Below are 22146 nucleotides of genomic sequence, written 5' to 3' on the forward strand. Positions count from 1 at the left end.
CCGCTCCGCTAAACACGGGGGCTGCGCGGCGGACACGCCGACGTCACAGCTACTGCCACGCCATTTTTGCAGAACTTGACGCACACAACTCGCTGATACCTTCGACCAATTTCCACCGCCGATGCAGCGAAGATGGACAAGCATCGCCACCTATAAAGGTTCACAATCACTCGACCGTGACCGATTTTGCGAGATTGCGCGGCTGGTCTACGTCTGTGCCCATGAAGAGCGCCGTGTGGTAGGCAAGAAGCTGTATCGGCAGCGAGAAGATCATCGGCGCGATAATCTCGTCGACAGCCGGCAACACGAGCGTGTGCATGGTGTTGAGTTTCGATGCGGCTGCCCCTTTTTCATCGGTGATGAGGATAATCCGCCCTCCACGGGCAGCCACTTCCTGCATGTTGGAGACGGTCTTGTCGAAAAAGCGATCATGGGGCGCGATGACGATCACTGGCATGTTGTCGTCGATCAATGCGATCGGACCGTGCTTCAATTCACCCGCCGCATAGCCCTCGGCATGGATGTAGGAAATCTCCTTGAGCTTCAGCGCACCTTCCATCGCTAGCGGGAAACTGGTGCCACGGCCGAGATACAGGACGTCACGACACTTTGACAGTTCGCGCGACAGGAACTCGATCTCCGGCTGGATGCTGTTGAGTACCTGGCCCATGACGCGCGGCACTTCGGCGAGGCTCCTGACGAGCGCCTGCAGCTCGTCTTCGGTTACGGTCCCGCGGGCTCTGGCGGCGCCGATGGCGAGTGCGGCTAGAACCGCAAGCTGGCAGGTAAACGCCTTGGTGGAGGCGACGCCAATCTCCGGTCCGGCAAGGATCGGGAAGACCGCATCGGCCTCCCGAGCGATGGTCGATTCGCAGGCATTGACGATAGCGCCAATTTTCAGCCCACGCTCCTTGCAGTACCTCAACGATGCGAGCGTATCGGCGGTTTCGCCGGACTGCGAAATGAAAAGAGCCGCCGACTGCGGCGACAACGGGATCTCGCGGTAACGGAATTCGGACGCAACGTCGATTTCAACCGTCAGGCGCGCATAGCGCTCGAACCAGTATTTTCCGATCAGTCCGGCGAGATAGGCGGTCCCGCAGGCCGAGATCGCCAAGCTCGGGATCCTGGCGAAATCGATGCCAGAAACCGTGTCGGCGCGATTTTCTATGATGTTGCTATAGTGACGGAGAGCATGGGCGATGACTTCGGGCTGCTCGTAGATTTCCTTCTCCATGAAGTGGCGATGGCTGCCCTTGTTGGCCAGATCGGCCGCGGCCGTGGAGGTATGGCGCGGACGCTCGACGGGATGGCCGTCGAAATCGAAGATATGGGCGCCCGAATTGCCGACAACGGCCCAGTCGCCCTCGATGAGATAGGTAATTTCATTGGTGAAGGGAGCGAGCGCGATCGCGTCGGAGCCCAGGAACATCTCGCCGTCGCCGTGACCGATCGCCAGCGGTGGTCCGTTGCGCGCCGCCATGATGGTCGACGGATCATCTTCGAAGAGGACGGCAAGCGCATAGGCGCCCCTGACGCGTTTCAGCATGGCACGCATCGCCTCTTGCCGCCTCATGCCCTCCCGGCGGTGTCTTGCCAAGAGATGCGCGACGACCTCGGTGTCGGTGTCAGTCTGGAACTCGGCGCCAGCCGCCGCCAATTCGTCCTTCAGCTCGGTGAAATTCTCGATGATCCCGTTATGGACGACGGCGACACCGTCGGTAAAGTGCGGGTGCGCATTGCGTTCCGTCGAGGCCCCATGGGTTGCCCAACGCGTGTGGCCGATGCCGATGTTGCCGCTCAGCGGCTCTTCCTTCAGTCTCCTCTCGAGATTGACGAGCTTGCCCTCGGCGCGCCGGCGGTGCAAGGCACCTTCGGTGATCGTCGCAACGCCGGCGGAATCATAGCCGCGATATTCCAAACGCTTCAATGCGTCGACCAACCGATCCGACACCGGCTGTTGCCCAACGATGCCAACAATCCCGCACATGTTCGTCTTCCCATTCTTGCCGGCAGCTTCAGCCTACGCGAGACGGATACCCATCCGGCCGCTTTCATTGGGGGATCTTCTAGTAGTATTGGGTAATATTGGTATAATTGATTGTAGGGATAGCTATCATCCACCCCATGGATAAGCCGCGTTTGGGGCCCTGATCTAACTTCCTCGTTGCGCCTGACGTCCTCATGACCGAACGCAAGCCCACACCCCGCGGCACGAAGGAACAATCGGCCATGCGCGATCATCCCGGCCACGCACCTGACCACGAACCGCCGCCGCTCGTGGCCACGCGGTGATCGGCATGATCACACAGCACTGTAGTTAGGCAGCATCAGCGACGCATGGTCGGCATCATCATCATCGGCAACGTCGGCGCCGTCGGCATGATTCACGTGTTCGTCACGTTGATCATAATCATCGTCGCCGCCGATCTAGTTTCTGATTGCCTGCCGCTTTGACGCGGCTTTCGCCGGTAGAGCTTAGCCCGCGATGGCCTATCAATACGCTGTTAGTCGGCATAGCCGAAACCGAGAGTCAGGCGGCGCAGGCCACAGAGCACGTTCAGCGACCGTTTCAGTCAGCGCCGGCTTTGTCGGGGTTCGTAACGGTCATCAGGATTCTCGGGGCATGAATGCACTATCACGAAAACGTTGGTTCTCAGTGCTTCGTCCGTATTACTCAAACCCGATTCCCGCAGCGGAAGAACTAGGCGCGTGTCACGTCTTGTACAAGGCACAATAGCAGTGAGAAATGGAGATTGATGCCTGCGCGTTTTCGAATAAGACAATCACCAAGCTGTCACCCGAATTACATCAGGAACTGTCTATAGCCGCCGCCCATCAGGTAGCGGCCACGTTGGATGGCGCGACGCACCTGATCGCGAAGATGGCTACCTGGATGAGACCAATCTTCTTCGACACGGCGTCTCCCGAACAGGGCAATGGCGATCTCCTGATGAGATGCTCCCGCAAGCGAGCCATCCAAAGCCTGGAGCACGATACGCAGACGCGCTCCGCGGGGTTCCGGCGGAAAGCAAGCAGCTGCCAGGCGGCCGCAACCATTGATGTCGTTCAGGAACTGAAGGGCAGCGACATGGAACTTCAGGTGCTGCGGCTGCACGATCGCGTCGACATATAGCCGCAACGGGCGGAGAACGGATGCACCGGAAAGGGCGATCTGCAGACTCCGGCAGTCCTCCCTCAGCAGCACGTGCTGCACGCCGGCAGGTGTCAGCAGGATGTCCTTGCAGCATGAGAGCGAAGGGAGATCAAGCGGTTCAAAATCGTGGTCGAGCCCAACCGGCTCCGCGGCCGCTCGTAGAATACGGGCGCAGTCGCGCGGATCCCAAAAGACCCTTGCCGACGTAGCGTCCGACTGTGGCGCGTCCGCGAAAAAGGAGGCTCCATTGTCTTAGGAAAGATGATCCTGTCGTCAACTCGATTATCTTCATGTCGGCCTGGGCTCCGACAATGTAGGCGGACGGTGCCATTTTGGCGTGGTCGCGCTGAAATTGTGGATTGCGCCGAAGAAACTCCCAGGCCCAGGCAGTGCGTGGCAATCGTCTGGCGTAGTGGTAAGCTTCGTGACGACGCCAGTCCGGCCAGCATACAAGACCGACCGTCGCTTCCTTGGGCAGACCAGCATCCTTCACGGCTCAGGTGTCCACAATGGCGCTATGCCGACGGGCCTAGAACCGGTTGCCACAGTACCGGTCCGCTCAGACGTCCCCTGCTGCGGATGCGCAAAAGGCTCGCGCGGGAAATCTCGAGAAACCCGGCCACCGCCTCCGTTTTGCCGACGGACTTGGGTTGTCCGATGCGCGACAATGGCCACGTCGCGAGGCGAAGGATCCGTTCCATGCGCGTGTCCGTCACCGTTACTATCCGGGTCAGATCCTTGGCCAAGCCGAACTCGATCATGCCCGCGAAGAGCTCGTAGGTTGCCTGGGCCAGTCCGCCCGCTGCCTTGGGCGCCGACGGAGGGAGATCGAGCGCGAAACGACTGCTCTCCCATATGTCGGAGGTCGAGGGCACGACGTCAGCACCCAGCAGCACCGGGAACGTGTCGCGCAACATTGTGGGTCCGGTGCTGGGCAAAAGACGCACGCAACCGCGAATTCGCCAGTCGGATCCCTTGAGGAGCAGATAGACAGGCTTCAGACCATCAAACGGGTCTGTTTCCATCTGGTCTTCGGTATCAACTTCCCAATCGAGCCTTTCCTTGAACACCCGAAACCTGAGCCCGTGCATCTCTTTGAGTTCGCTTGCGAACTCGTCGTAAAGGTCTGGTGTTATCAGCTGCATCATGGTCGCCTCCGTGCGGGATGTGTTCCCGCCATCGAAGGGCAAGGCCGGCAGCGATGCAGCCTGTAGAGGTTTACAGCTATCGTGGCCGACGAATCAGGATCTCGCCTGGCCGGAGGCAGCCAGTCGTGCAACGGCCTGGTTGATCGTTCGAACGCCAAGCTTTGCCTTGGCGTTTTCCAGATGAAAGGTCACGGTGCGCTTTGAGACGCCGAGAAGCTGGCTGATAACCCAAGCCGACTTGCCGCGCGCCGCCCATTTCAGGCACTCGAACTCCCGCGGGGTGAGCGTTACACCATCCACCACGCGATCGTCGGCGAGCCTGCGCCGGACATGGATATGAAAGTTGATGGCCACCAGCTGCAATGCTTTTTCGTAACGTGTCAGTGACCGCAACAGAGGCGGGCGGGACTCGTCGGAAGCAAAGGTCAGGGCAGCAAACCGGCCGCGATGATCATGCATGGATATCGTCAGGCCGCCGCGGATGCCAAACTCAGCCGCACTCTCCAGAATTTGTTGCTGCGAATTCGGCAGACAGTGCCGAGCGCGATCCACACCCCAATCGAAGGTATCCCAGCCTTGCAGCCCGCGCAGGATGACCGGATCAAGACTGTGGTACCGCTGTTGCAGATAACGTGATGTCCAGGATGAAGGATAGTTTGAGATCAATTGCGGGGCGTCGCCGGGGGCCGACGGGTAAGTGAAATAGGCGAATAGCGGAAAATCGAAGCCGGCTGCAGCGGATGCCATTGCCTCACGGAGATCGGCAGCATCAACACTTGCAGACAGTTGCTCGACGAAGTTCTCAAACACGCGATGCATTTGCGCTTTGCGTAACCTCCGTGATCGCTCGATGCCAGGCAGAGACCTTGTTTTAAACGATCCCGGACGGATACAGCGCGTGCCGAGAACCCCGTTAATCTGTTGAAACCCGTGATATTCTGACGTTGTCTATGAGCCGTGTGCCGCCGAGCCAGGCCGCGACAAGCAAGCGTGCAGGTCGGTCAAGGCTTGTCATGGGTCGCAGATCTGCCTCGTCGCGAAGTTCCAGGTATTCGACCTCGCGATAGCCCGCAGCCAGAATTGCTGCGCGCGCTTCGGCAAGCGTTGGCAGGACGGGCGAGCCGCGGGCAAGCCGCTCAGCCGTCTCGAGCAAGACCGATGGTAGCTCGGGGGCAACAGCACGCTCTGCTGGCGAGAGCCGGACATTGCGCGATGATAGTGCAAGACCGTCGGCTTCGCGGACTGTCGGACAAGGAACAATGGTGATTGGAATATCCAGGTCCCGGGCCATACGCCTGACTAGCTGAAGCTGCTGAAAGTCCTTTTCGCCAAAGAAGCCGAAGTCAGCGCTGGTCTGCAGGAAGAGCTTGGCGACGACGGTCGCCACGCCATCGAAATGTCCCGGCCGGAAGGCACCGCACAGGCCCTCGCTAACACCGGACACCGAAACGGTCGTGGCGAAGGCCGCCGGATACATTTCCTCTGCATCCGGCGCATAAAGCAGGTGCGCGCCAAGCGGTGCCAGCTTGGCGGCATCCTCGTCCTCGGTGCTCGGATACGCGGCGAGATCGGCCTGGCTGTTGAATTGCTTCGGGTTGACGAAGAGCGTCACGATCACCCGGTCGGCCTTCTCGAGTGCCGCGCGCACCAGGCTGAGATGACCCTCATGCAGGACGCCCATCGTTGGCACCACGGCAATCCTCACGCCCTCGCGGCGCCATGCGGCGACGATTTGGCGAAGCTGGGCAACGCTCCTGACAATCGGCACGCTCACGCTGCTTCTCCGCTCTTGGTGGCGTCCGCGTCGGCGGGCTTGGGCGCATCGGCAAACACGTGCTCGGCGGCCGGAAACTGGCGCTCCTTCACTTCCCGCGCATAGTCCGCGATCGCAGCCGCAGCGGCCTCCCCCAGTTCAGCATAGCGCTTGACGAATTTGGGCCGGAAGTCGCCGAAGAGGCCCAGCATGTCGTCGACGACGAGAATCTGGCCGTCACAGGCTGCCGAGGCACCGATGCCAATGGTCGGGGTCGCCACCTCCCCGGTGATCCGGCGGGCGAGCGCCTCGGGAACCTTCTCCAGCACGACCGCAAAGGCGCCCGCTTCGCTCACCGCAAGCGCGTCGCGCCTGATGCGCTCGGCATCCCCGCCTCTGCCCTGCACGCGGTAGCCACCGATGGTGTTGATCGCCTGCGGCGTCAAGCCGACATGGGCCATGACCGGCACGCCGCGCGCGGCGAGGAAGCGGATCGTCTCTGCCATCGTTTCGCCGCCTTCGAGCTTGACGGCCCCGCAGCCGGTCTCGGCCATGACGCGCGCGGCATTGCGGAAAGCCTGCTCGGGGCTTTCCTCGAAGGAACCGAACGGCAAGTCGACGACCATCAGCGCCTGCTCGAGGCCACGGCGCACGGCCTGGCCGTGCGTGATCATCATCTCCAGCGTCACACCGAGCGTCGAGGGCAGGCCGTGGAGAACCATGCCGACGCTGTCGCCGACCAGCACCACATCGCAATGGGGATCGACAAGCCGGGCGACTGGCGTCGTGTAGGCGGTAAGGCAGACGAGCGGCGTCCCACCTTTGCGCGAACGAATATCCGGCGGTGTGATCGCCTTGGTGCCACCAAACGCACTCAATGGACCCTCCTTCCCCAACGTTACCAACCGCGGGTGTCGCGTTTGCCACATTTTTGTGCAAGTGCGAAGAGCTAAAAATGGCCGTGCAGCTGTGCGGTGTTGACGTGCGGACAGGCGCGCTTACACTTAAATCGATTCAGGCGCCCCCGAGCTGGCCAACCACTTTCGCGAACATGGACGATCAGGCAAAAGGACCCAGGAAAGACAGAGCCGCCGTCAAGGCCGACGAAGTCAAAGTGGACCTGATCGCCTTTGTCGTCGCCGTAAACGACAGTGAACCCTGTGTCCTCACCATCGGCCAGGCGGACACCCTGCCCTCCGGACCATTTGCGCTTGAGCACCGATCGCTGCAATCCGGTTTGAGGGGGTGGGTCGAGCAGCAGACCGGCCATCCGCTGGGGTATATTGAGCAACTCTACACCTTCGCGGATCGGGATCGCATCGGCGCCGAGCGCCAGCAGCGCGTCATCTCCATCAGCTATCTCGCATTGACCCGCAAGGAACAGGCAGCTGGCTCGCCCAAGTGCGGCTGGCAGAGCTGGTATGAATATTTTCCATGGGAGGACCACCGCTCCGGCACGCCTCCGGTCGTGCTGGACGTTCTGCGACCGCGCCTGATTGAATGGGCAGACGGCGTCAGCGACGCGGCCACGCGACGTGAACGCTGGCAGCGGGCGACGATAGCCTTCGGCTTCGACGACCGCCTTTGGAACGAGGAACTCACGCTTCAACGCTATGAGTTAGTCTACGAAGCAGGCCTGGTCCAAGAGGCCGGAAGCGGACGGGACGCGACGCTGCCTCCGCTGGTGCCCAGCAAGTCTATGGTCGCCGATCATCGCCGCATCGTGGCGACCGGCATTGCGCGGCTGCGCTCCAAGATCAAATACCGGCCGGTCGTCTTTGAGCTGATGCCGCCGGTCTTCACGCTTTTGCAGCTGCAGCGAACCGTGGAGGCGCTTGCCGGCAGGCTCGTGCGTAAGCCGAACTTTCGCCGGCTGATCGAGCAGCAGGAGCTGGTCGAAGAGACCGGAGAGGCAACCGCGGAGACCGGCGGCCGGCCAGCGAAGCTTTACCGGTTCCGCCACGCCGTTCTCGACGAGAGGGTCATCGCCGGGACAAAATTGCCGCTGGCGCGGGGTTGACATCGCTTATACTCACAGCAAGTATATGCTGGTTATTTTCAACTAGAGTATAAGCTGGAGGGGTCGATGAGCGCCATGCTGCGTGCGACCGCGTTTCTCTACGAGCGCGTCCGACGAGTGATCCCGCCGATCGAATGGCCGGCTTTCGTCGAGGATATCGAGGCGATCCTTGCACTGAAGCGCGAGCGCAACGCCATCATCCTGGCGCACAACTATCAGACCCCCGAGATCTTCCATTGCGTGGCCGACATCGTCGGCGACAGCTTGGCACTGGCCCGCACGGCTGCGACGATCGAGGCGCAAGTCATCGTGCTGGCCGGCGTACATTTCATGGCCGAAACGGCCAAGCTGCTCAATCCGCAAAAGACGGTGCTCATTCCCGACCTGCGGGCAGGCTGTTCGTTGGCGGAATCGATCACGGCAGAAGACGTGCGCTTGATGCGCCAGCGTTATCCCGGCGTGCCGATCATCACTTATGTCAACACGTCGGCCGAAGTGAAAGCCGAGTCGGATATCTGCTGTACATCCGGCAACGCCAAGGCGGTCGTCCAATCCCTTGGCGTTCCCCAGGTGATCATGTTGCCGGACGAATATCTGGCCCAGAATATCGCCGCCCAGACCGATGTGCAGATCATCGCCTGGAAAGGGCATTGCGAGGTGCATGAGCGCTTTACACCGGCCGACATCCGCGAGTTGCGCGAAAGCCATCCCGGCGTGATCGTGCTCGCGCATCCCGAATGCCCGCCCGACGTCGTGGCTGAAGCAGATTTTTCCGGCTCGACCGCTGCCATGTCCGACTATGTCGAAAGGCAAAGGCCGGCACGTGTCGTGCTGATGACGGAATGTTCGATGAGCGACAACGTCGCGTTAGCGCACCCAGAGGTCGAGTTCATCCGGCCCTGCAATTTGTGCCCTCACATGAAGCGGATCACGCTTGCCAACATCCGCATGGCGCTCGAGCAGAACCACCATATCGTAACCATCGAACCCGGGATCGCCGGGCGCGCGCGGCTTGCGGTCGAACGGATGCTGGCAATTTGAGCGCCGATGTCCGCAGCTTCTTCGGGCGGCCCATCATCATCGGCGGCGGCATCGCCGGATTGATGACCGCGCTTCAACTGGCGCCGGAGCCGGTGCTGCTTCTGTCCAGGACGCTGCTGGGAGCTGACAATTCGAGCACCTGGGCACAGGGTGGTCTGGCTGCAAGTTTCGGCGAAGACGACGATCCGGCACTGCACCTGGCCGATACGCTTGCCGCCGGGGATGGTCTCTGCGACAGAGACGTGGCGAGCCGCATCCTCCAAGCCGCGCCCAAGGCGATAGAGGGGCTTGCGGGCTTTGGGGTTCCCTTCGACCGTACGCCGAAAGGATCACTGTGCCTCGGATTGGAGGCCGCACACAGCCGACGTCGCATCGTTCATGCGCATGGTGACGGCACCGGGCGTGAGATCATGCGTGCCCTGATCGCGGCTGTGCGTTCCACTCCGTCGATTGTTGTCGTGGAGGGCGTGGAAGCGCGCCGGCTGGCGGTGCGAGAGAATGCGATCCGAGGCGTCTGGGCGAGCGGTTCGATAGGACCTGTCTTCTTCGGCTCACGGCGGGTCGTCCTCGCCACCGGTGGGATCGGGGGACTGTTTCTCGACACCACGAATCCTTCGGGCAGTTGCGGACAGGGCCTGGCGCTTGCGGCCCGCGCTGGAGCTGTCCTTGCCGACCTCGAGTTCATCCAGTTCCACCCGACCGCGCTTGACGGCCCGGAACGCCCTATGGTGCTGGTCAGCGAGGCCGTCCGCGGCGAAGGTGCTGCCCTGATCGACGAAACCGGCCAGGCTTTTCTCCAGAGCGTGCCAGGGGCGGAACTTGCGCCTCGTGATGTCTTGGCGCGCGCCGTCTGGAACCATCTTGCCAACGGCCACCGTGTTTTTCTAGACGCGCGGCGACGGCCTGGCCGGGAATTTGCTCGACACTTCCCGACAATCGCATCAGCCTGTCGTGGAGCCGGCATCAATCCCGCGCGCGATCTCATCCCCATTCGTCCGGCCCAACACTACCACATGGGTGGCGTTGCCGTGGACGGCTCCGGTAGGACCTCCGTCAAGGGGCTGTGGGCCTGCGGCGAAGTCGCTTCGACAGGACTGCATGGCGCCAACAGGCTCGCCAGCAATTCCTTGACCGAGGCCGTCGTGTGCGCGCGCTGGGTCGCTGAAAGTGTCGCCGGAACGCCTGCTCGCAGAACAAAGCCTGCGTTTGCGGACGTTTACCCATCGCCCGCTCCGACCCCCGTGCGTGTTTTCCTGTCGCGCGCACTCGGCATCGTCCGGGATGGTGAAGGTTTGAAAGCAGCCGCACGTGCCTTATTGCCGCTCGCCGAAAGCAAGGACGCGGCCTCGGATGCGGCGGCTGTCGGGCTAATGATCGCGGTTGCCGCCTTGTTGCGCCAAGAAAGCCGCGGCGCTCATTACCGGACAGATTTTCCTCATCATGCGACTGTCGCCCGACGGTCCGAAATCACCCTCGAAGCCGCTTTGGCCGCTGCGCGGGAACTCGGACACTCGCCAAGGCTCGAAGGGGCAAAGTGATGACGTTCTCACCGCTTCCCACGATCATGCTTGAGCCGCTTGTAAGGGCAGCTCTTCTTGAAGACCTTGGCAGAGCCGGCGACTTGACCACGGAGGCCATCGTGCCGAAGGAACACCAAGCGGGAACCGTGCTGGCGGCGCGCCAGTCCGGAGTTGTCGCCGGCCTCGATCTGGCGATGCTCGCTTTCCGCTTGATTGATCCTGATGTCGAAATCTCGGTGGAGCGGGCAGACGGCTCCAATGTCATGGATGGAGAGGTCATTGCATCAGTGGTTGGCCCTGCCCGGGCCATTCTCACAGCCGAACGGACGGCACTCAATTTTTTGTGCCATCTGAGCGGCATCGCTACAGCAACGGCATCGATCGTCGCTGCGGTTCGTGGATATGGCGCGAAGATCGTCTGCACGCGCAAGACGACGCCCGGATTGAGGGCAGTCGAAAAGTATGCGGTGCGCGCGGGTGGCGGATCCAATCACCGTTTCGGCCTCGACGACGCAATTCTGATCAAGGACAACCACATCGCCATCGCAGGCGGCGTTCGCCCGGCGCTCGAGCGAGCACGAAGACGGGCCGGTCATCTCGTCAAGATCGAAGTCGAGGTCGATACGCTGGCCCAGTTGGAGGAGGTACTTGGCTTCGCTCCCGATGCGGTTCTGCTCGACAACATGTCCCTCGCCGATCTTCGCCGGGCCGTCGCAATCGTTGGCGGCCGTGCTATCACCGAGGCTTCTGGCGGGATCGCATCCGATACAGCGCGAGCGATTGCCGCGACCGGCGTTGATCTGATTTCGGTCGGCCGACTGACCCACAGCGCGCCGATCCTGGATATCGGCCTCGACTATTGGGGCTCATGATTGTCTGAGGAACGAACAGGATCGAATCAACTGTCCTTTCCGATCGTCGTCAATCAGACAGCAAAGCAAGGCAGAACCGGAGGAACAGCATGGACATGCAAACAGCCAGTCCAACGCAGACATCGCCACAGGCTCAATCCCCTGACCCTGGAGCGTGGACCCTGGAGAAGGCTCAGGCACTTCACGATGCCCCCTTCAACAATCTCCTCTTCCTCGCGCAAACCGTGCACCGCCAGAATTTCGATCCCAACAAGGTCCAGCTCAGCCGGCTGCTCAGCATCAAGACGGGCGGATGCCCGGAGGATTGCGGCTATTGTAGCCAGTCGGCGCATCACGAGACCGGCCTGAAGGCGTCGAAGCTGATGGAGGTCCGGCGCGTCGTCGCCGAGGCGACCAAGGCGCGTGACGCCGGCGCAACCCGCTATTGCATGGGCGCGGCCTGGCGAAACCCCAAGGCGCGCGACATGGATGCGGTGGTGGCGATGGTCGAAGGCGTCAAGGCGCTGGGCATGGAGACCTGCATGACGCTCGGCATGCTCGATCTTGAGCAAGCCGCTCGACTGAAGCAGGCTGGTCTCGACTTTTACAACCACAACATCGATACGTCGGAACGCTACTATAGCGAGATCATCAGCACGCGGAGCTTTGCCGAGCGGCTCGAGACGCTCGAGCACGTTCGCCAATCCGGCATCAAGGTCTGCTGCGGCGGCATTGTCGGCATGGGCGAGGAGCCGATGGACCGGATCGACATGCTGGTGACGCTGGCCAACCTGCCGGAACATCCGCAAAGCGTTCCGATCAACATGCTGATCCCGATCCCCGGCACCCCGCTTGCCGACGCCAAGCCGATCGAGCCGATCGAATTCGTGCGCGTGATCGCGCTGGCGCGCATCATGATGCCGAAATCGCATATCCGTCTTTCCGCCGGCCGTACGGCCATGACCGACGAGATGCAGGCGCTGTGCTTTTTTGCCGGCGCCAACTCGATCTTCGTCGGCGACACGTTGCTGACGGCGGACAATCCCGGTGAGGACAAGGATACCCTGCTGTTCCGGCGCCTTGGCATCGAGCCGATGGAACTCGAGGCGCAATGAACGGGGCACCGCTTGCCCGCTATGAGGCGACCTTGCAGGGACTGGCGCGCAAGGACCGGCTGCGGACGCTGAAGCCGCGCGCCGGGCGCGACTTCTCGTCGAACGACTATCTCGGGCTTGCCGCCTCCAAAAGACTTGGCGAAGCGGTTGCGGCGGCGATTGCGCGTGGCACGCCGGTTGGCGCCACCGGGTCGCGGCTGTTGCGCGGCAATGCGCCGGAACACGAGCAGCTCGAGGCAGACGCGGCGGCATTCTTTGGAGCCGACCGCGCGCTGTTCTTCGGCAGCGGCTACATCGCCAACTTCGCTCTGCTGACGGCGCTGCCGCAGAAGGGCGACCTTTTGATCCTCGATGAGCTCGCCCATGCCAGCATGCATGAGGGTGCGCAGGCCGGGCGCGCACAGTTGGTGCTGGCCGCGCACCACGACGTCGATGCTGTCGAGGATGCGATCACACGTTGGCGCGCCGAAGGCGGCATGGGATGCGTCTGGATCGCGGTGGAAAGCCTTTACAGCATGGATGGCGATTGCGCGCCTTTGGAGAGCCTGGTCGCGCTTGCCGATCGGCACGACGCATTCATCGTCATTGACGAGGCGCATGCCACCGGCGTCTGGGGACCGGACGGCCGGGGGCTGGCCGCCGCTTTCGAGGGCCGCGACAACATCGTCGCGCTCCACACCTGCGGCAAGGCGCTCGGCGCATCTGGTGGGCTCGTGACCGGGCCGAGGACACTGTGCCAGTATCTGATCAACCGTTGCCGGCCATTCATCTACGCCACCGCGCCATCGCCGCTGATGGCGGTCGCGGCGCGCGAAGCGCTCGCAATGCTCGCCGACGAGCCTATGCGGCGTTTTCAGCTGCATGAACGCGTCGCCCTCGCAGGCCGCCAATTGGTCGATCGCTGCGGCGTGATACCAAGTGGCTCTCAGATCCAGCCCTTGGTGATCGGCGATGTCAGGCGCACCATGGCAGTGGCGGCGCGCCTGCAGGCCCGCGGCTTCGACATACGCGGCATTCGTCCGCCGACCGTGCCCGAGGGCACGTCGCGGCTGCGCATCTCACTGACGCTCAATATCGGCGAAGCCGACATTTCCGCCATGGTCGAGGCGCTCGTCGAGGTGTTGGCTCAGACATGACCGGAGGCGACATGACCAAGCGCATCGTCATCACCGGAACAGACACCGGAATTGGCAAGACGGTGTTTTCGGCCGGGCTTGCCGGCCTGCTTGACGGTTTCTACTGGAAGCCGGTGCAATCGGGCCTCGACGGCGAGACCGACAGCGAGGCGGTTGCACGGCTTGCCGGGCTTCCGTCGGGGCGCGTGCTGCCGGAAGCCTACCGCTTGAAGAGCCCGCTTTCGCCGCATCGTTCGGCCGAAATCGACGACGTTTCGATCGAGGCTGCCGATCTTTCGTTTCCGGTCCTGCCGACACCGCTCGTCATCGAAGGCGCCGGCGGGCTGATGGTGCCGCTGAACCGCCGGACAAGGTTCATCGACATATTCGAGCAATGGCAGTTGCCGGTCATTCTGTGCGCCCGCACCGCGCTCGGAACAATCAATCACACCCTGCTGTCGATCGAGGCCCTGCGGGCGCGCGCTATCCCGCTGGCTGGCATCGCCTTCATCGGCGATGAGATGACCGATACGCAACGGACGATCGTGGAATTCGGCGACGTGCCGCAACTCGGCAGGCTGCCGCACCTCGATCCGCTGACGGACAAAACGCTGAGACAAGCGATGATTGCCGGCTTCGACCTCGCTTTGATTGCCGGAGGCGAATGATGCCGCAATCCCGTGTGTGGCATCCCTTCACCCAGCACGCGCTCGAGCCGGCGATCCCTGAAATCGTCCTGACTGAAGGCGCGTATCTCCACAAAGCCAATGGCGCGCGCATTCTGGACGCCATTTCCTCCTGGTGGGTCGTCACCCATGGCCACCGCCATCCCCGCATTATAAAGGCGATCGAGACGACCGCCTCGAGCCTCGACCAGATCATCTTCGCAGGTTTCACGCACGAGCCTGCCGAATGCTTGGCCAAGGCGCTTGTCGGGCTCGCTCCCGCCGGACTCGACTGGGTGTTCTATTCCGACAGCGGCTCGACCAGCGTCGAAGTCGCGCTGAAGATGGCGCTCGGCTATTTCCGCAACATCGGCGCGCCGCGCTCGCGCATCGTCGTGATGGAACATAGCTACCATGGCGACACCATCGGCACGATGAGCGTCGGCGCCCGCGGCGTGTTCAACGCCCCCTATGAGCCTTTGCTGTTCGAGGTCGACACCATCCCCTTCCCGGCGGCCGGGCGGGAGCAGGAGACGCTGGATCGGTTCGAAGCAGTCTCCCGCGACCGGCGCGCCGCTGCGCTGATCGTCGAGCCGCTGGTGCTTGGCGCCGGCGGCATGCTGATGTATCCGGCCTGGGTTCTCACCGAATTGAAGAAGATCGCCGAAGCCTCCGGCACGCTGCTGATCGCCGACGAGGTGATGACAGGCTGGGGACGAACCGGAACCATGTTCGCCTGCGAGCAGGCGTCGATCTCTCCTGATATCCTTTGCACCTCCAAAGGCTTGACCGGCGGCGTGATCCCGCTGGCGGCCACGCTTGCCACCGATGCGACCTTCCAGGCTCATTATTCAGCGGATCGCAAGAAGACGTTTTTCCACTCGAGTTCCTACACGGCCAATCCGATTGCCTGCGCGGCAGCACTCGCCAATGTCGAGATCTGGCGTGACGAGCCGGTGGCCGAGCGGATCGCGGCCTTGAGCGAGAGACAGGCCGCCGGGTTTCGACGCTTTCGCGACAATGCCAACTTCACCGACAGTCGCGCGATCGGCACGATCCTGGCTCTCGACCTGCGCGCCGGCTCTGCCGGCTATCTGGCCGAGATCGGACCTAAGCTGCGGGCCTTTTTCCTCGAGCTCGGCCTGCTTGTGCGCCCGCTCGGCAATGTCCTCTACCTTCTGCCGCCCTATTGCATCACCGGCGAGGAACTGGACGGGCTCTATGACGCCATCGAGGAGGCCGGCGAACGCTTCGGTTCTAAGCCATGACCAGGTCGTCGCGCATTCTCGGGTTTGGCCATCATGCGCCTGGGCGCAAAGTGGAGAATGCCGAGATCGAGAACAATCTCGGGCTCGAACCTGGCTGGATCGAGCGGCGCACCGGAATTCGCTCGCGATTCTGGGCAACGGATGAAGATACGCTGTCTGGTCTTGCCACGCAGGCTGGCGACATGGCGCTGGCGAACGCCGGCATTGCGCGCCACGACATCGGTCTGCTGTTGCTTGCCACCTCGACGCCCGACCATCTTCTGCCGCCCAGTGCACCCCTGGTCGCACACAAGCTCGGCCTTGGCCGCGCCGGCGCTGTCGATCTGACCGGCGCCTGCGCCGGCTTCATCTATGCGCTGATGTTTGCGGACGGATTTACCCGCCTGCACGGCAAAGCGAGCCTTGTTATCGCCGCCAATATCCTCAGCCGCCGCATCAATCCCTCTGAGCGCGCCAGCGCCGTGCTGTTTGCCGATGCCGCCGGCGCCCTCGTGATCGGTCCCTGCGAGGATACTGATCGGGGGATTCTCGGTGCCTCCGTGGATTCGGACGGCTCGCGATACGGGCTGATCCAGATTCCCGCAGGAGGAAGCAACAAGCCGTTCCACGGTGACCTCGACCTCGCGCAAACCCGAATGACGATGACCGACGGCCGCGAAGTGTTCGCAAAGGCCGTCGAGATGATGACCGATTGCTCGATAAGCGCGCTAGCCGCTGCCGGAGTGCGACCACAGGATGTCGACCGGTTCGTGCCGCATCAGGCCAATGCTCGCATTTTCGATGCTGTCGGGAGTAACCTCGGCATAGCGGATCAAGCAATTGTCAAGACGATTGCCGAATACGGCAACGCTTCGGCCGCGACGATCCCGCTCTCACTGTCGCTCGCCAATCAAGCGGAGCCGTTTCGGCCGGGCAAGAAAATACTCCTGGCGGCGGCAGGTGCGGGACTCAGCGGCGGGGCGCTCGTCGTCGGGATTTAGCCCAGCGAAGCTGCTCAACATCAGGACTGACTTTGTGAGATGAATAGGACAACGGGACCAATGCGAAAATAGTCGCCGGCAAGCTGCACGGCATCCACGTCACCGAGCAAAGCTCAACTACCACGGTTCGATACTGCTCGACCCTGACCACGCGAAGAACCCGGGATCCTGCCAATGGATTCGTGGAGACATGGAGCAAGACTTCCGGCGCACGAATCTCGACCTATGTCATCCTCGGCGAGCGCGGCTCTCGATGCTGCATCCTCAACGGCGCGGCCGCCCGGAACCTGCCAGCCCACTCCATCCATCTGGACGAAGCGCACATTCCTGTCTGAAGCCGCGGATCGTTACGTTCGTCATCAACAATGTCGTTGGCTTCTCGCCGATGGCAATGCGCTGACGCGGACGGCGTTGACGACTACATCGGCAGGGGCGCTTCAGCAGAACTTTCGCCGGTTGATGGAGCAGCAGGAACTGGTGGAGGAGACCGGCGAAAGTGCTTTTGACACCGGCGGTCGGCCGGCGAAGCTTTATCGCTTCCCCCACCATGTCCTCGACGAAACGGCGGTCGCCCGGACAAAATTGCCGCTGGCGCGGGCTTGACATCCTTTATACTCAACGTAGAAATATACCCTTATAATCAATTCGATTATAACGAGAAATTCATTCGCACCGTCCGAACCCACGGTCTCGCTCGGGAAGCCCGTATGAGTGGATCGAAGTGATCTTGGAAATGAAACGCCCGAGGACGGGCTTTCAACCTTTGTCGTGAAGGAGGTGCCTCGCGAGTGGGCCAATGCCTTGCGGCAACGGTGAAGGATGTATACCGCCAGTAAACGCATGCGTCAAAGTCGCTATCGAATGTACAGTTAGTCTAAATGTGCGATACGTTCGATTTGTGCAAGTAACACTTGGAGAAGTGTCGCATAAAAGAAACGTTTAATTACATAAAGCAGGCAAGCTAAACTTTAAATTTGCAAAATGAGCGTAGGGCGCCCTGTTCAATGGCGCCTTTTTTAAGGATTATCATTAGACTCTCTCCCGGGGGGAACTGTGGGTGAAGAAACAACGCATCGTCCTGCTGGCAGCTGTTTTGGCGTCTGCCTTTGGCTTTTTTTTGCTGATCCTGATCCTGCAGATGGTCAGTTTTTTGGTTGACTAGGCACGCGCAAGCGGGATGGATCGCGCAGAGACACGCGGAAGTTTTTTTCGCCAGCGAAACCCCGACGACCTGATGGGGAGTCGCGCCAGCAGGGTGGGAGCCACGTCCAGTGCCACCGACCATGCGAGATGCCGATTGTTGGCGCGTCTGTCAGTTCGCGCGGCCATATTCATTCTGGTGCCGATCTGTTGCCTTTTCTGCTTTTCCCATGCGTTTTAGGCCGAGCCAATTTGTGAAGCGGGCGGTCAATGGATCTGCGCCTCGCGATTGCCTGCCGTTGCCTTTTGATCTGGGCGGCATAATCCGAGAGCGAACGCTGCAATCGCGGTTCGAATTGCGCGAAGTTGAACCGGACTTCATCCGCCGTCAGGAACTGGTGGGTTGCGCCGGGAAAGCCGGCGACCATCACAAGGTCGCCTTCCTTGACGCCTGCACAGGCTATGGGTAGCCAACTCTTCGGCCGGTAAGGCACATTGTCGCGCGCATATGGCCGGGAGGAACCATCAGGAGCGACATAGGCGCGATAAAAGCCGAAGTCGCCTGTGTGGCGCGGCCACATCCAATTGTCCGTTTCGCCGCCGAAGTTACCGATGCCGAGCGCGGGCGCATAGACAAGGCGCACGTCCTCGATTTCGAGCTTCTGCTGGAGATAGTAGGAGGCGCCGCCATAATAGGCCCCTACGTCGCACCGGCGATTGGGCTGTCCTTCACATGCGGCGATCAGGGCCTTGCGGTTCGTGGCGAGCCGCTCATATCGGGCAAACCCATTCAGCTTGTCCGAGACGCCCTTGAGTATTTCGGCGGTCACATCCCGCATGTCCTCGATCACATGGATTCGGCTGCCTGGCGCCGCGGGCAATTCTTCACCCAGGGCTCTTCGCCAGAAAGCCGTCTGTGAGATAGTCCTGGCCCTCTTTGCTGTGGTATTGGATGGATTCGAACACGCAGTGATGATTGGTTGCGACCAGCCCTTGTGGACTGACGAACGAGGCGGAGCATCCGCCCAGTGATACGATCGCGTTGAGCGGGTCAGCGTCCAGACGGCCGCATGGCCGCGCCCACTTCCGCAGTCTGGCCCGGCATCCACATACCTTCGTCCGCCGACGTAGCCGTGACCGTCCAGAGCAAGGCGATGGCAGTTGCTTTGGCCAAACATTTCAAATTCGAGTTCATGCTGATGGCGTTCACCTCTCATATTTGTCGCGCGCAACGTTTGCGGATCATCCGCTGCACCAATCGTGCCAAATGAATAAAGCCTTCAGTTACAAATGGTGAGCCGCCCCATTCATGTCCGATCTCCGACGTCTTTCACGTAAAGGGCTCGGTGCTTCCACGCTCGTTTGCTCTTCGCCCGTCCCTCTTCCGTCTTGACTAGCAGGAGCCTACGGCCTATCTCACTGCCGCGTTAGCACTCGCTTCTGGTGAGTGCTAACCACGCTCCGGCAACGGAGAACCGTTCAACATCCGCACCAGGGAAATCCAAAAATGGCAAAGTCGAATTTCCGGCCGCTGCATGACCGCGTGGTCGTTCGCCGCGTCGAGTCCGAAGCGAAGACCGCCGGCGGGATCATCATCCCCGATACGGCTAAGGAAAAGCCGCAGGAAGGCGAGATCATCGCCATCGGTTCCGGCGCCCGTGACGAGGTCGGCAAGCTCGTCCCGCTGGACGTCAAGGCCGGCGACCGCATCCTGTTCGGCAAGTGGTCGGGCACCGAAGTCAAGCTCAATGGCGAAGACCTTCTGATCATGAAGGAAGCGGACATCATGGGCGTCATCGGCTGACACGCCGCCGCCTTTCATCCGCACCATCCAATCTGAATTTCGGGCGAAATGCCCAGGAGTAAAAAATGGCTGCCAAAGACGTAAAATTCTCCCGCGACGCTCGTGAGCGCATGCTGCGCGGCGTCAACATCCTCGCCGACGCGGTGAAGGTCACGCTCGGCCCCAAGGGCCGCAACGTCGTCATCGACAAGTCGTTCGGCGCACCGCGCATCACCAAGGACGGCGTCACCGTCGCCAAGGAAATCGAGCTTGAGGACAAGTTCGAAAACATGGGCGCGCAGATGGTCCGCGAAGTTGCTTCGAAGACCAACGACATCGCCGGCGACGGCACCACCACGGCGACCGTTCTGGCACAGTCGATCGTCCAGGAAGGCCACAAGTCGGTTGCCGCCGGCATGAACCCGATGGACCTCAAGCGCGGCATCGACCTCGCCGTCGCCGACGTCGTCGCGACGCTGATCAAGAACGCCAAGAAGATCAAGACCTCGGAAGAGGTTGCCCAGGTCGGCACCATCGCCGGCAATGGCGACGTGTCGGTCGGCTCGATGATCGCGGAAGCGATGCAGAAGGTCGGCAATGAGGGCGTCATCACCGTCGAGGAAGCAAAGACCGCCGAGACCGAGCTTGAAGTCGTTGAAGGCATGCAGTTCGACCGCGGCTATCTCTCGCCCTACTTCGTCACCAACGCCGAGAAGATGGTTGCGGATCTGGAAGACGCCTACATTCTTCTCCACGAGAAGAAGCTCTCCAACCTGCAGGCCATGCTGCCGATCCTCGAGGCCGTCGTGCAGACCTCGAAGCCGCTGGTCATCATCTCGGAAGATGTCGAAGGCGAGGCCCTGGCCACGCTGGTCGTCAACAAGCTGCGCGGTGGCCTGAAAATCGCCGCCGTCAAGGCGCCGGGCTTTGGTGATCGCCGCAAGGCCATGCTGGAAGACATCGCCATCCTCACCGGTGGCCAGGTCATTTCCGAAGACCTCGGCATCAAGCTCGAGAATGTCGGCCTGAACATGCTCGGCCGCGCCAAGAAGGTGTCGATCTCCAAGGAGAACACCACCATCGTCGACGGCGCCGGCAAGAAGGAAGAAATCCAGGGCCGCGTCGCCCAGATCAAGCAGCAGATCGAGGAGACCACCTCGGACTACGACAAGGAGAAGCTGCAGGAACGTCTCGCCAAGCTGGCGGGCGGCGTTGCCGTCATCCGCGTCGGCGGTGCGACCGAAGTGGAAGTCAAGGAAAAGAAGGACCGCGTCGATGACGCCCTCAACGCGACCCGCGCGGCCGTCGAAGAAGGCATCGTTCCCGGCGGCGGCGTCGCCCTGCTGCGCGCTTCGCTGGCCATCACCGTCACTGGCGCCAACTCCGACCAGACCGCCGGCATCGCCATCGTGCGTCGCGCGCTGCAGGCTCCGGCCCGTCAGATCGCGGCCAACGCCGGTGCGGAAGCATCGATCGTTGCCGGCAAGATCCTTGAGAACAAGGGGGCAACCTTCGGCTACAACGCCCAGACCGGCGAATATGGCGACATGATCGCCATGGGTATCGTCGATCCGGTCAAGGTTGTGCGCACGGCTCTGCAGGACGCGGCCTCGGTCGCCGGCCTGCTGGTCACCACCGAAGCTATGATCGCCGAGGCTCCGAAGAAGGAGTCGGCTGGCGGCGGCATGCCTGGCGGCATGGGCGGCGGCGGCATGGGCGGCATGGGCGGTATGGATTTCTAATCCCAGCCCCCTATCAACCTACAGCGGAAAGGGCGGCAGCAATGCCGCCCTTTTTTGTGTGCCGAGCATGATCGACAGCTTGGAGGTGCAAGTCCTCTACCCAGCTGATGGCGGCGAAGCGCAACGGCGTCGTCGTGAGACGGGTCTGGCCGTGTCCTTTCGTTCAGCCGCTGGTCGAAACTCACGATGATCGTGCTGCCTTCCGCCGTGCCGTGGATCTTTACAGGGCTGCGAGAAGGCCTTGCCAACGGCTGGCAGACCCTGGTTGCGGTAGAACTCATCGCATCGTTCGAAGGGCTCCAATTACCTGATGGCCTATGGTCGTCAGCTCTTTCAATTTGAACTCGTTTTTTCGGCCATGATCGTGGTCGGCCTGACCGAATTGGTGATCCACGGCCTGCTCACGCTTGCCGAAAACTATCTGCAACGCTGGCGTCCGGAGACCCCACGATCAGCCTGATCACGATTGCAGGTCGGGATAGGCTGTCGCACGGCGCTTCCATCGCACCGCCGGCCTTCCGCTTCATCGGCCGACATCTGCGGCCGCTTGCGGTGTCGATGGCGCTGCTCGCGATTTGGGAGTTGCTCGCCCATGCCGGCGCTGCTGACCCACGTTTTCTACCGCGGCTGGGAGAGGTGGCGGCCCGCGGCATGGCAGAGTTCAGCCGAGGTGGTCTCGGCTCCAATCTTCTGGCGAGCCCGGAACGTGACCTGATCGGTTTCGTGTGTGGCAGTGTGGCGGAATCGCGCTTGGTCCGGCGATCGGATTTTCCCGCCTTATCGAACGCCTGAGAGGCTCGTGGTCGCGGTTGTGTTACCGCTATTACGTGACCTAATCACGTTGACGA

General features: G+C 61.7%; 23 protein-coding genes and 1 pseudogene. 16 read left to right on the forward strand and 8 right to left on the reverse strand.

The window, feature by feature from the left end; translation table 11 throughout:
* Positions 1 to 166 precede the first annotated feature (166 nt).
* From glmS to panB, 7 genes are all read right to left on the reverse strand, one after another.
* Complete coding sequence (gene glmS, locus NKH23_RS27635; RefSeq protein ID WP_353035792.1) at positions 167 to 1990, reverse strand: glutamine--fructose-6-phosphate transaminase (isomerizing); 1824 nt, start codon at positions 1988 to 1990, stop codon at positions 167 to 169.
* Between the two features lie 816 nt (positions 1991 to 2806).
* On the reverse strand, positions 2807 to 3217 hold the full coding sequence (locus tag NKH23_RS27640; protein ID WP_084643024.1) for a DNA -binding domain-containing protein: 411 nt from the start codon (positions 3215 to 3217) through the stop codon (positions 2807 to 2809).
* Between the two features lie 58 nt (positions 3218 to 3275).
* Complete coding sequence (locus NKH23_RS27645; RefSeq protein WP_352496584.1) at positions 3276 to 3650, reverse strand: transcriptional regulator domain-containing protein; 375 nt, start codon at positions 3648 to 3650, stop codon at positions 3276 to 3278.
* Between the two features lie 22 nt (positions 3651 to 3672).
* Positions 3673 to 4305, reverse strand: coding sequence for an acyl-homoserine-lactone synthase (locus NKH23_RS27650; protein ID WP_352496585.1), 633 nt, complete (start codon positions 4303 to 4305; stop codon positions 3673 to 3675).
* A gap of 93 nt (positions 4306 to 4398) precedes the next feature.
* Entirely contained in the window at positions 4399 to 5124 is a 726-nt protein-coding gene (locus NKH23_RS27655) for a LuxR family transcriptional regulator (protein ID WP_352474702.1), read from the reverse strand.
* Between the two features lie 94 nt (positions 5125 to 5218).
* A complete protein-coding gene (panC, locus tag NKH23_RS27660) occupies positions 5219 to 6079 on the reverse strand; it encodes a pantoate--beta-alanine ligase (protein WP_352756779.1) in 861 nt (286 codons plus the stop codon).
* Positions 6076 to 6936 (reverse strand): 3-methyl-2-oxobutanoate hydroxymethyltransferase, encoded by an 861-nt coding sequence (gene panB, locus NKH23_RS27665; RefSeq protein ID WP_353035794.1) that lies wholly within the window; start codon positions 6934 to 6936, stop codon positions 6076 to 6078. Before panB ends, panC begins: the two co-directional genes overlap by 4 nt.
* 173 nt (positions 6937 to 7109) lie before the next feature.
* On the opposite strand from panB, the gene NKH23_RS27670 reads away from it, so the two are divergent.
* The 11 genes and pseudogenes from NKH23_RS27670 to NKH23_RS34705 form a co-directional block, all read left to right on the forward strand.
* Complete coding sequence (locus NKH23_RS27670) at positions 7110 to 8078, forward strand: NUDIX hydrolase (protein WP_023722073.1); 969 nt, start codon at positions 7110 to 7112, stop codon at positions 8076 to 8078.
* A 66-nt stretch (positions 8079 to 8144) separates the two neighbouring features.
* Positions 8145 to 9119: a quinolinate synthase NadA gene (gene nadA / locus NKH23_RS27675; protein ID WP_353035796.1), complete on the forward strand. Its 975-nt coding sequence runs from the start codon at positions 8145 to 8147 to the stop codon at positions 9117 to 9119.
* Positions 9116 to 10657, forward strand: coding sequence for an L-aspartate oxidase (locus NKH23_RS27680; protein WP_353035798.1), 1542 nt, complete (start codon positions 9116 to 9118; stop codon positions 10655 to 10657). Before nadA ends, NKH23_RS27680 begins: the two co-directional genes overlap by 4 nt.
* On the forward strand, positions 10657 to 11511 hold the full coding sequence (gene nadC / locus NKH23_RS27685) for a carboxylating nicotinate-nucleotide diphosphorylase (protein ID WP_352515915.1): 855 nt from the start codon (positions 10657 to 10659) through the stop codon (positions 11509 to 11511). Before NKH23_RS27680 ends, nadC begins: the two co-directional genes overlap by 1 nt.
* Before the next feature lie 95 nt (positions 11512 to 11606).
* A complete protein-coding gene (gene bioB, locus NKH23_RS27690) occupies positions 11607 to 12605 on the forward strand; it encodes a biotin synthase BioB (RefSeq protein ID WP_353035881.1) in 999 nt (332 codons plus the stop codon).
* A complete protein-coding gene (locus NKH23_RS27695) occupies positions 12602 to 13741 on the forward strand; it encodes an 8-amino-7-oxononanoate synthase (RefSeq protein WP_353035801.1) in 1140 nt (379 codons plus the stop codon). Before bioB ends, NKH23_RS27695 begins: the two co-directional genes overlap by 4 nt.
* Before the next feature lie 11 nt (positions 13742 to 13752).
* On the forward strand, positions 13753 to 14388 hold the full coding sequence (gene bioD / locus NKH23_RS27700) for a dethiobiotin synthase (RefSeq protein WP_023679599.1): 636 nt from the start codon (positions 13753 to 13755) through the stop codon (positions 14386 to 14388).
* The gene (locus tag NKH23_RS27705; protein WP_353035803.1) at positions 14388 to 15653 is read left to right on the forward strand and encodes an adenosylmethionine--8-amino-7-oxononanoate transaminase; all 1266 of its coding nucleotides are present in this window, start codon (positions 14388 to 14390) and stop codon (positions 15651 to 15653) included. Before bioD ends, NKH23_RS27705 begins: the two co-directional genes overlap by 1 nt.
* Positions 15650 to 16633 carry a 3-oxopimeloyl-[acyl-carrier-protein] synthase BioZ gene (gene bioZ, locus NKH23_RS27710; protein WP_353035805.1) on the forward strand — a complete coding sequence of 328 codons (984 nt, stop codon included), beginning with the start codon at positions 15650 to 15652 and terminating at the stop codon, positions 16631 to 16633. The genes NKH23_RS27705 and bioZ overlap by 4 nt, the downstream gene beginning before the upstream one ends.
* Positions 16634 to 16725: 92 nt before the next feature.
* A complete protein-coding gene (locus NKH23_RS27715; protein ID WP_352496597.1) occupies positions 16726 to 16968 on the forward strand; it encodes an aspartate 1-decarboxylase in 243 nt (80 codons plus the stop codon).
* Positions 16969 to 17029: 61 nt separating this feature from the next.
* Positions 17030 to 17236, forward strand: a pseudogene (locus tag NKH23_RS34705) (NrtR DNA-binding winged helix domain-containing protein); the annotation flags it as partial.
* A 728-nt stretch (positions 17237 to 17964) separates the two neighbouring features.
* Here NKH23_RS34705 and NKH23_RS34710 read toward each other — a convergent pair.
* Entirely contained in the window at positions 17965 to 18990 is a 1026-nt protein-coding gene (locus tag NKH23_RS34710) for a S46 family peptidase (protein WP_502901337.1), read from the reverse strand.
* Positions 18991 to 19280: 290 nt separating this feature from the next.
* On the opposite strand from NKH23_RS34710, the gene groES reads away from it, so the two are divergent.
* The 5 genes from groES to NKH23_RS27755 all read left to right on the forward strand — a co-directional run bounded on the left by groES (position 19281) and on the right by NKH23_RS27755 (position 22090).
* Complete coding sequence (groES, locus tag NKH23_RS27735) at positions 19281 to 19577, forward strand: co-chaperone GroES (RefSeq protein WP_352453535.1); 297 nt, start codon at positions 19281 to 19283, stop codon at positions 19575 to 19577.
* 65 nt (positions 19578 to 19642) lie between these two features.
* Complete coding sequence (gene groL, locus NKH23_RS27740) at positions 19643 to 21298, forward strand: chaperonin GroEL (RefSeq protein ID WP_352823524.1); 1656 nt, start codon at positions 19643 to 19645, stop codon at positions 21296 to 21298.
* 186 nt (positions 21299 to 21484) lie between these two features.
* On the forward strand, positions 21485 to 21640 hold the full coding sequence (locus NKH23_RS27745; protein ID WP_352610576.1) for a hypothetical protein: 156 nt from the start codon (positions 21485 to 21487) through the stop codon (positions 21638 to 21640).
* The gene (locus NKH23_RS27750; protein ID WP_352610655.1) at positions 21609 to 21758 is read left to right on the forward strand and encodes a hypothetical protein; all 150 of its coding nucleotides are present in this window, start codon (positions 21609 to 21611) and stop codon (positions 21756 to 21758) included. The genes NKH23_RS27745 and NKH23_RS27750 overlap by 32 nt, the downstream gene beginning before the upstream one ends.
* Before the next feature lie 98 nt (positions 21759 to 21856).
* On the forward strand, positions 21857 to 22090 hold the full coding sequence (locus NKH23_RS27755; protein WP_352610578.1) for an ABC transporter permease family protein: 234 nt from the start codon (positions 21857 to 21859) through the stop codon (positions 22088 to 22090).
* Positions 22091 to 22146: the final 56 nt, after the last annotated feature.

Origin of the sequence: Mesorhizobium sp. M1328, from assembly GCF_040318075.1 — a bacterium.
In the GTDB taxonomy this organism is placed as follows: Bacteria; Pseudomonadota; Alphaproteobacteria; order Rhizobiales; family Rhizobiaceae; genus Mesorhizobium.

Excerpts from the sequence above, each read along its gene's own strand:
- groL (WP_352823524.1), top strand. The coding sequence starts at position 19,643 with ATGGCTGCCAAAGACGTAAAATTCTCCCGCGACGCTCGTGAGCGCATG.
- nadA (WP_353035796.1), top strand. The coding sequence starts at position 8,145 with ATGAGCGCCATGCTGCGTGCGACCGCGTTTCTCTACGAGCGCGTCCGA.
- NKH23_RS27745 (WP_352610576.1), top strand. The coding sequence starts at position 21,485 with ATGATCGTGCTGCCTTCCGCCGTGCCGTGGATCTTTACAGGGCTGCGA.
- NKH23_RS27705 (WP_353035803.1), top strand. The coding sequence starts at position 14,388 with ATGCCGCAATCCCGTGTGTGGCATCCCTTCACCCAGCACGCGCTCGAG.
- bioD (WP_023679599.1), top strand. The coding sequence starts at position 13,753 with ATGACCAAGCGCATCGTCATCACCGGAACAGACACCGGAATTGGCAAG.
- NKH23_RS27655 (WP_352474702.1), bottom strand. The coding sequence starts at position 5,124 with ATGCATCGCGTGTTTGAGAACTTCGTCGAGCAACTGTCTGCAAGTGTT.
- NKH23_RS27650 (WP_352496585.1), bottom strand. The coding sequence starts at position 4,305 with ATGATGCAGCTGATAACACCAGACCTTTACGACGAGTTCGCAAGCGAA.
- bioZ (WP_353035805.1), top strand. The coding sequence starts at position 15,650 with ATGACCAGGTCGTCGCGCATTCTCGGGTTTGGCCATCATGCGCCTGGG.
- NKH23_RS27695 (WP_353035801.1), top strand. The coding sequence starts at position 12,602 with ATGAACGGGGCACCGCTTGCCCGCTATGAGGCGACCTTGCAGGGACTG.
- NKH23_RS27670 (WP_023722073.1), top strand. The coding sequence starts at position 7,110 with ATGGACGATCAGGCAAAAGGACCCAGGAAAGACAGAGCCGCCGTCAAG.
- glmS (WP_353035792.1), bottom strand. The coding sequence starts at position 1,990 with ATGTGCGGGATTGTTGGCATCGTTGGGCAACAGCCGGTGTCGGATCGG.
- NKH23_RS27750 (WP_352610655.1), top strand. The coding sequence starts at position 21,609 with ATGGCCTATGGTCGTCAGCTCTTTCAATTTGAACTCGTTTTTTCGGCC.
- bioB (WP_353035881.1), top strand. The coding sequence starts at position 11,607 with ATGCAAACAGCCAGTCCAACGCAGACATCGCCACAGGCTCAATCCCCT.
- nadC (WP_352515915.1), top strand. The coding sequence starts at position 10,657 with ATGACGTTCTCACCGCTTCCCACGATCATGCTTGAGCCGCTTGTAAGG.
- NKH23_RS27755 (WP_352610578.1), top strand. The coding sequence starts at position 21,857 with ATGGCGCTGCTCGCGATTTGGGAGTTGCTCGCCCATGCCGGCGCTGCT.
- NKH23_RS34710 (WP_502901337.1), bottom strand. The coding sequence starts at position 18,990 with ATGAGAGGTGAACGCCATCAGCATGAACTCGAATTTGAAATGTTTGGC.
- groES (WP_352453535.1), top strand. The coding sequence starts at position 19,281 with ATGGCAAAGTCGAATTTCCGGCCGCTGCATGACCGCGTGGTCGTTCGC.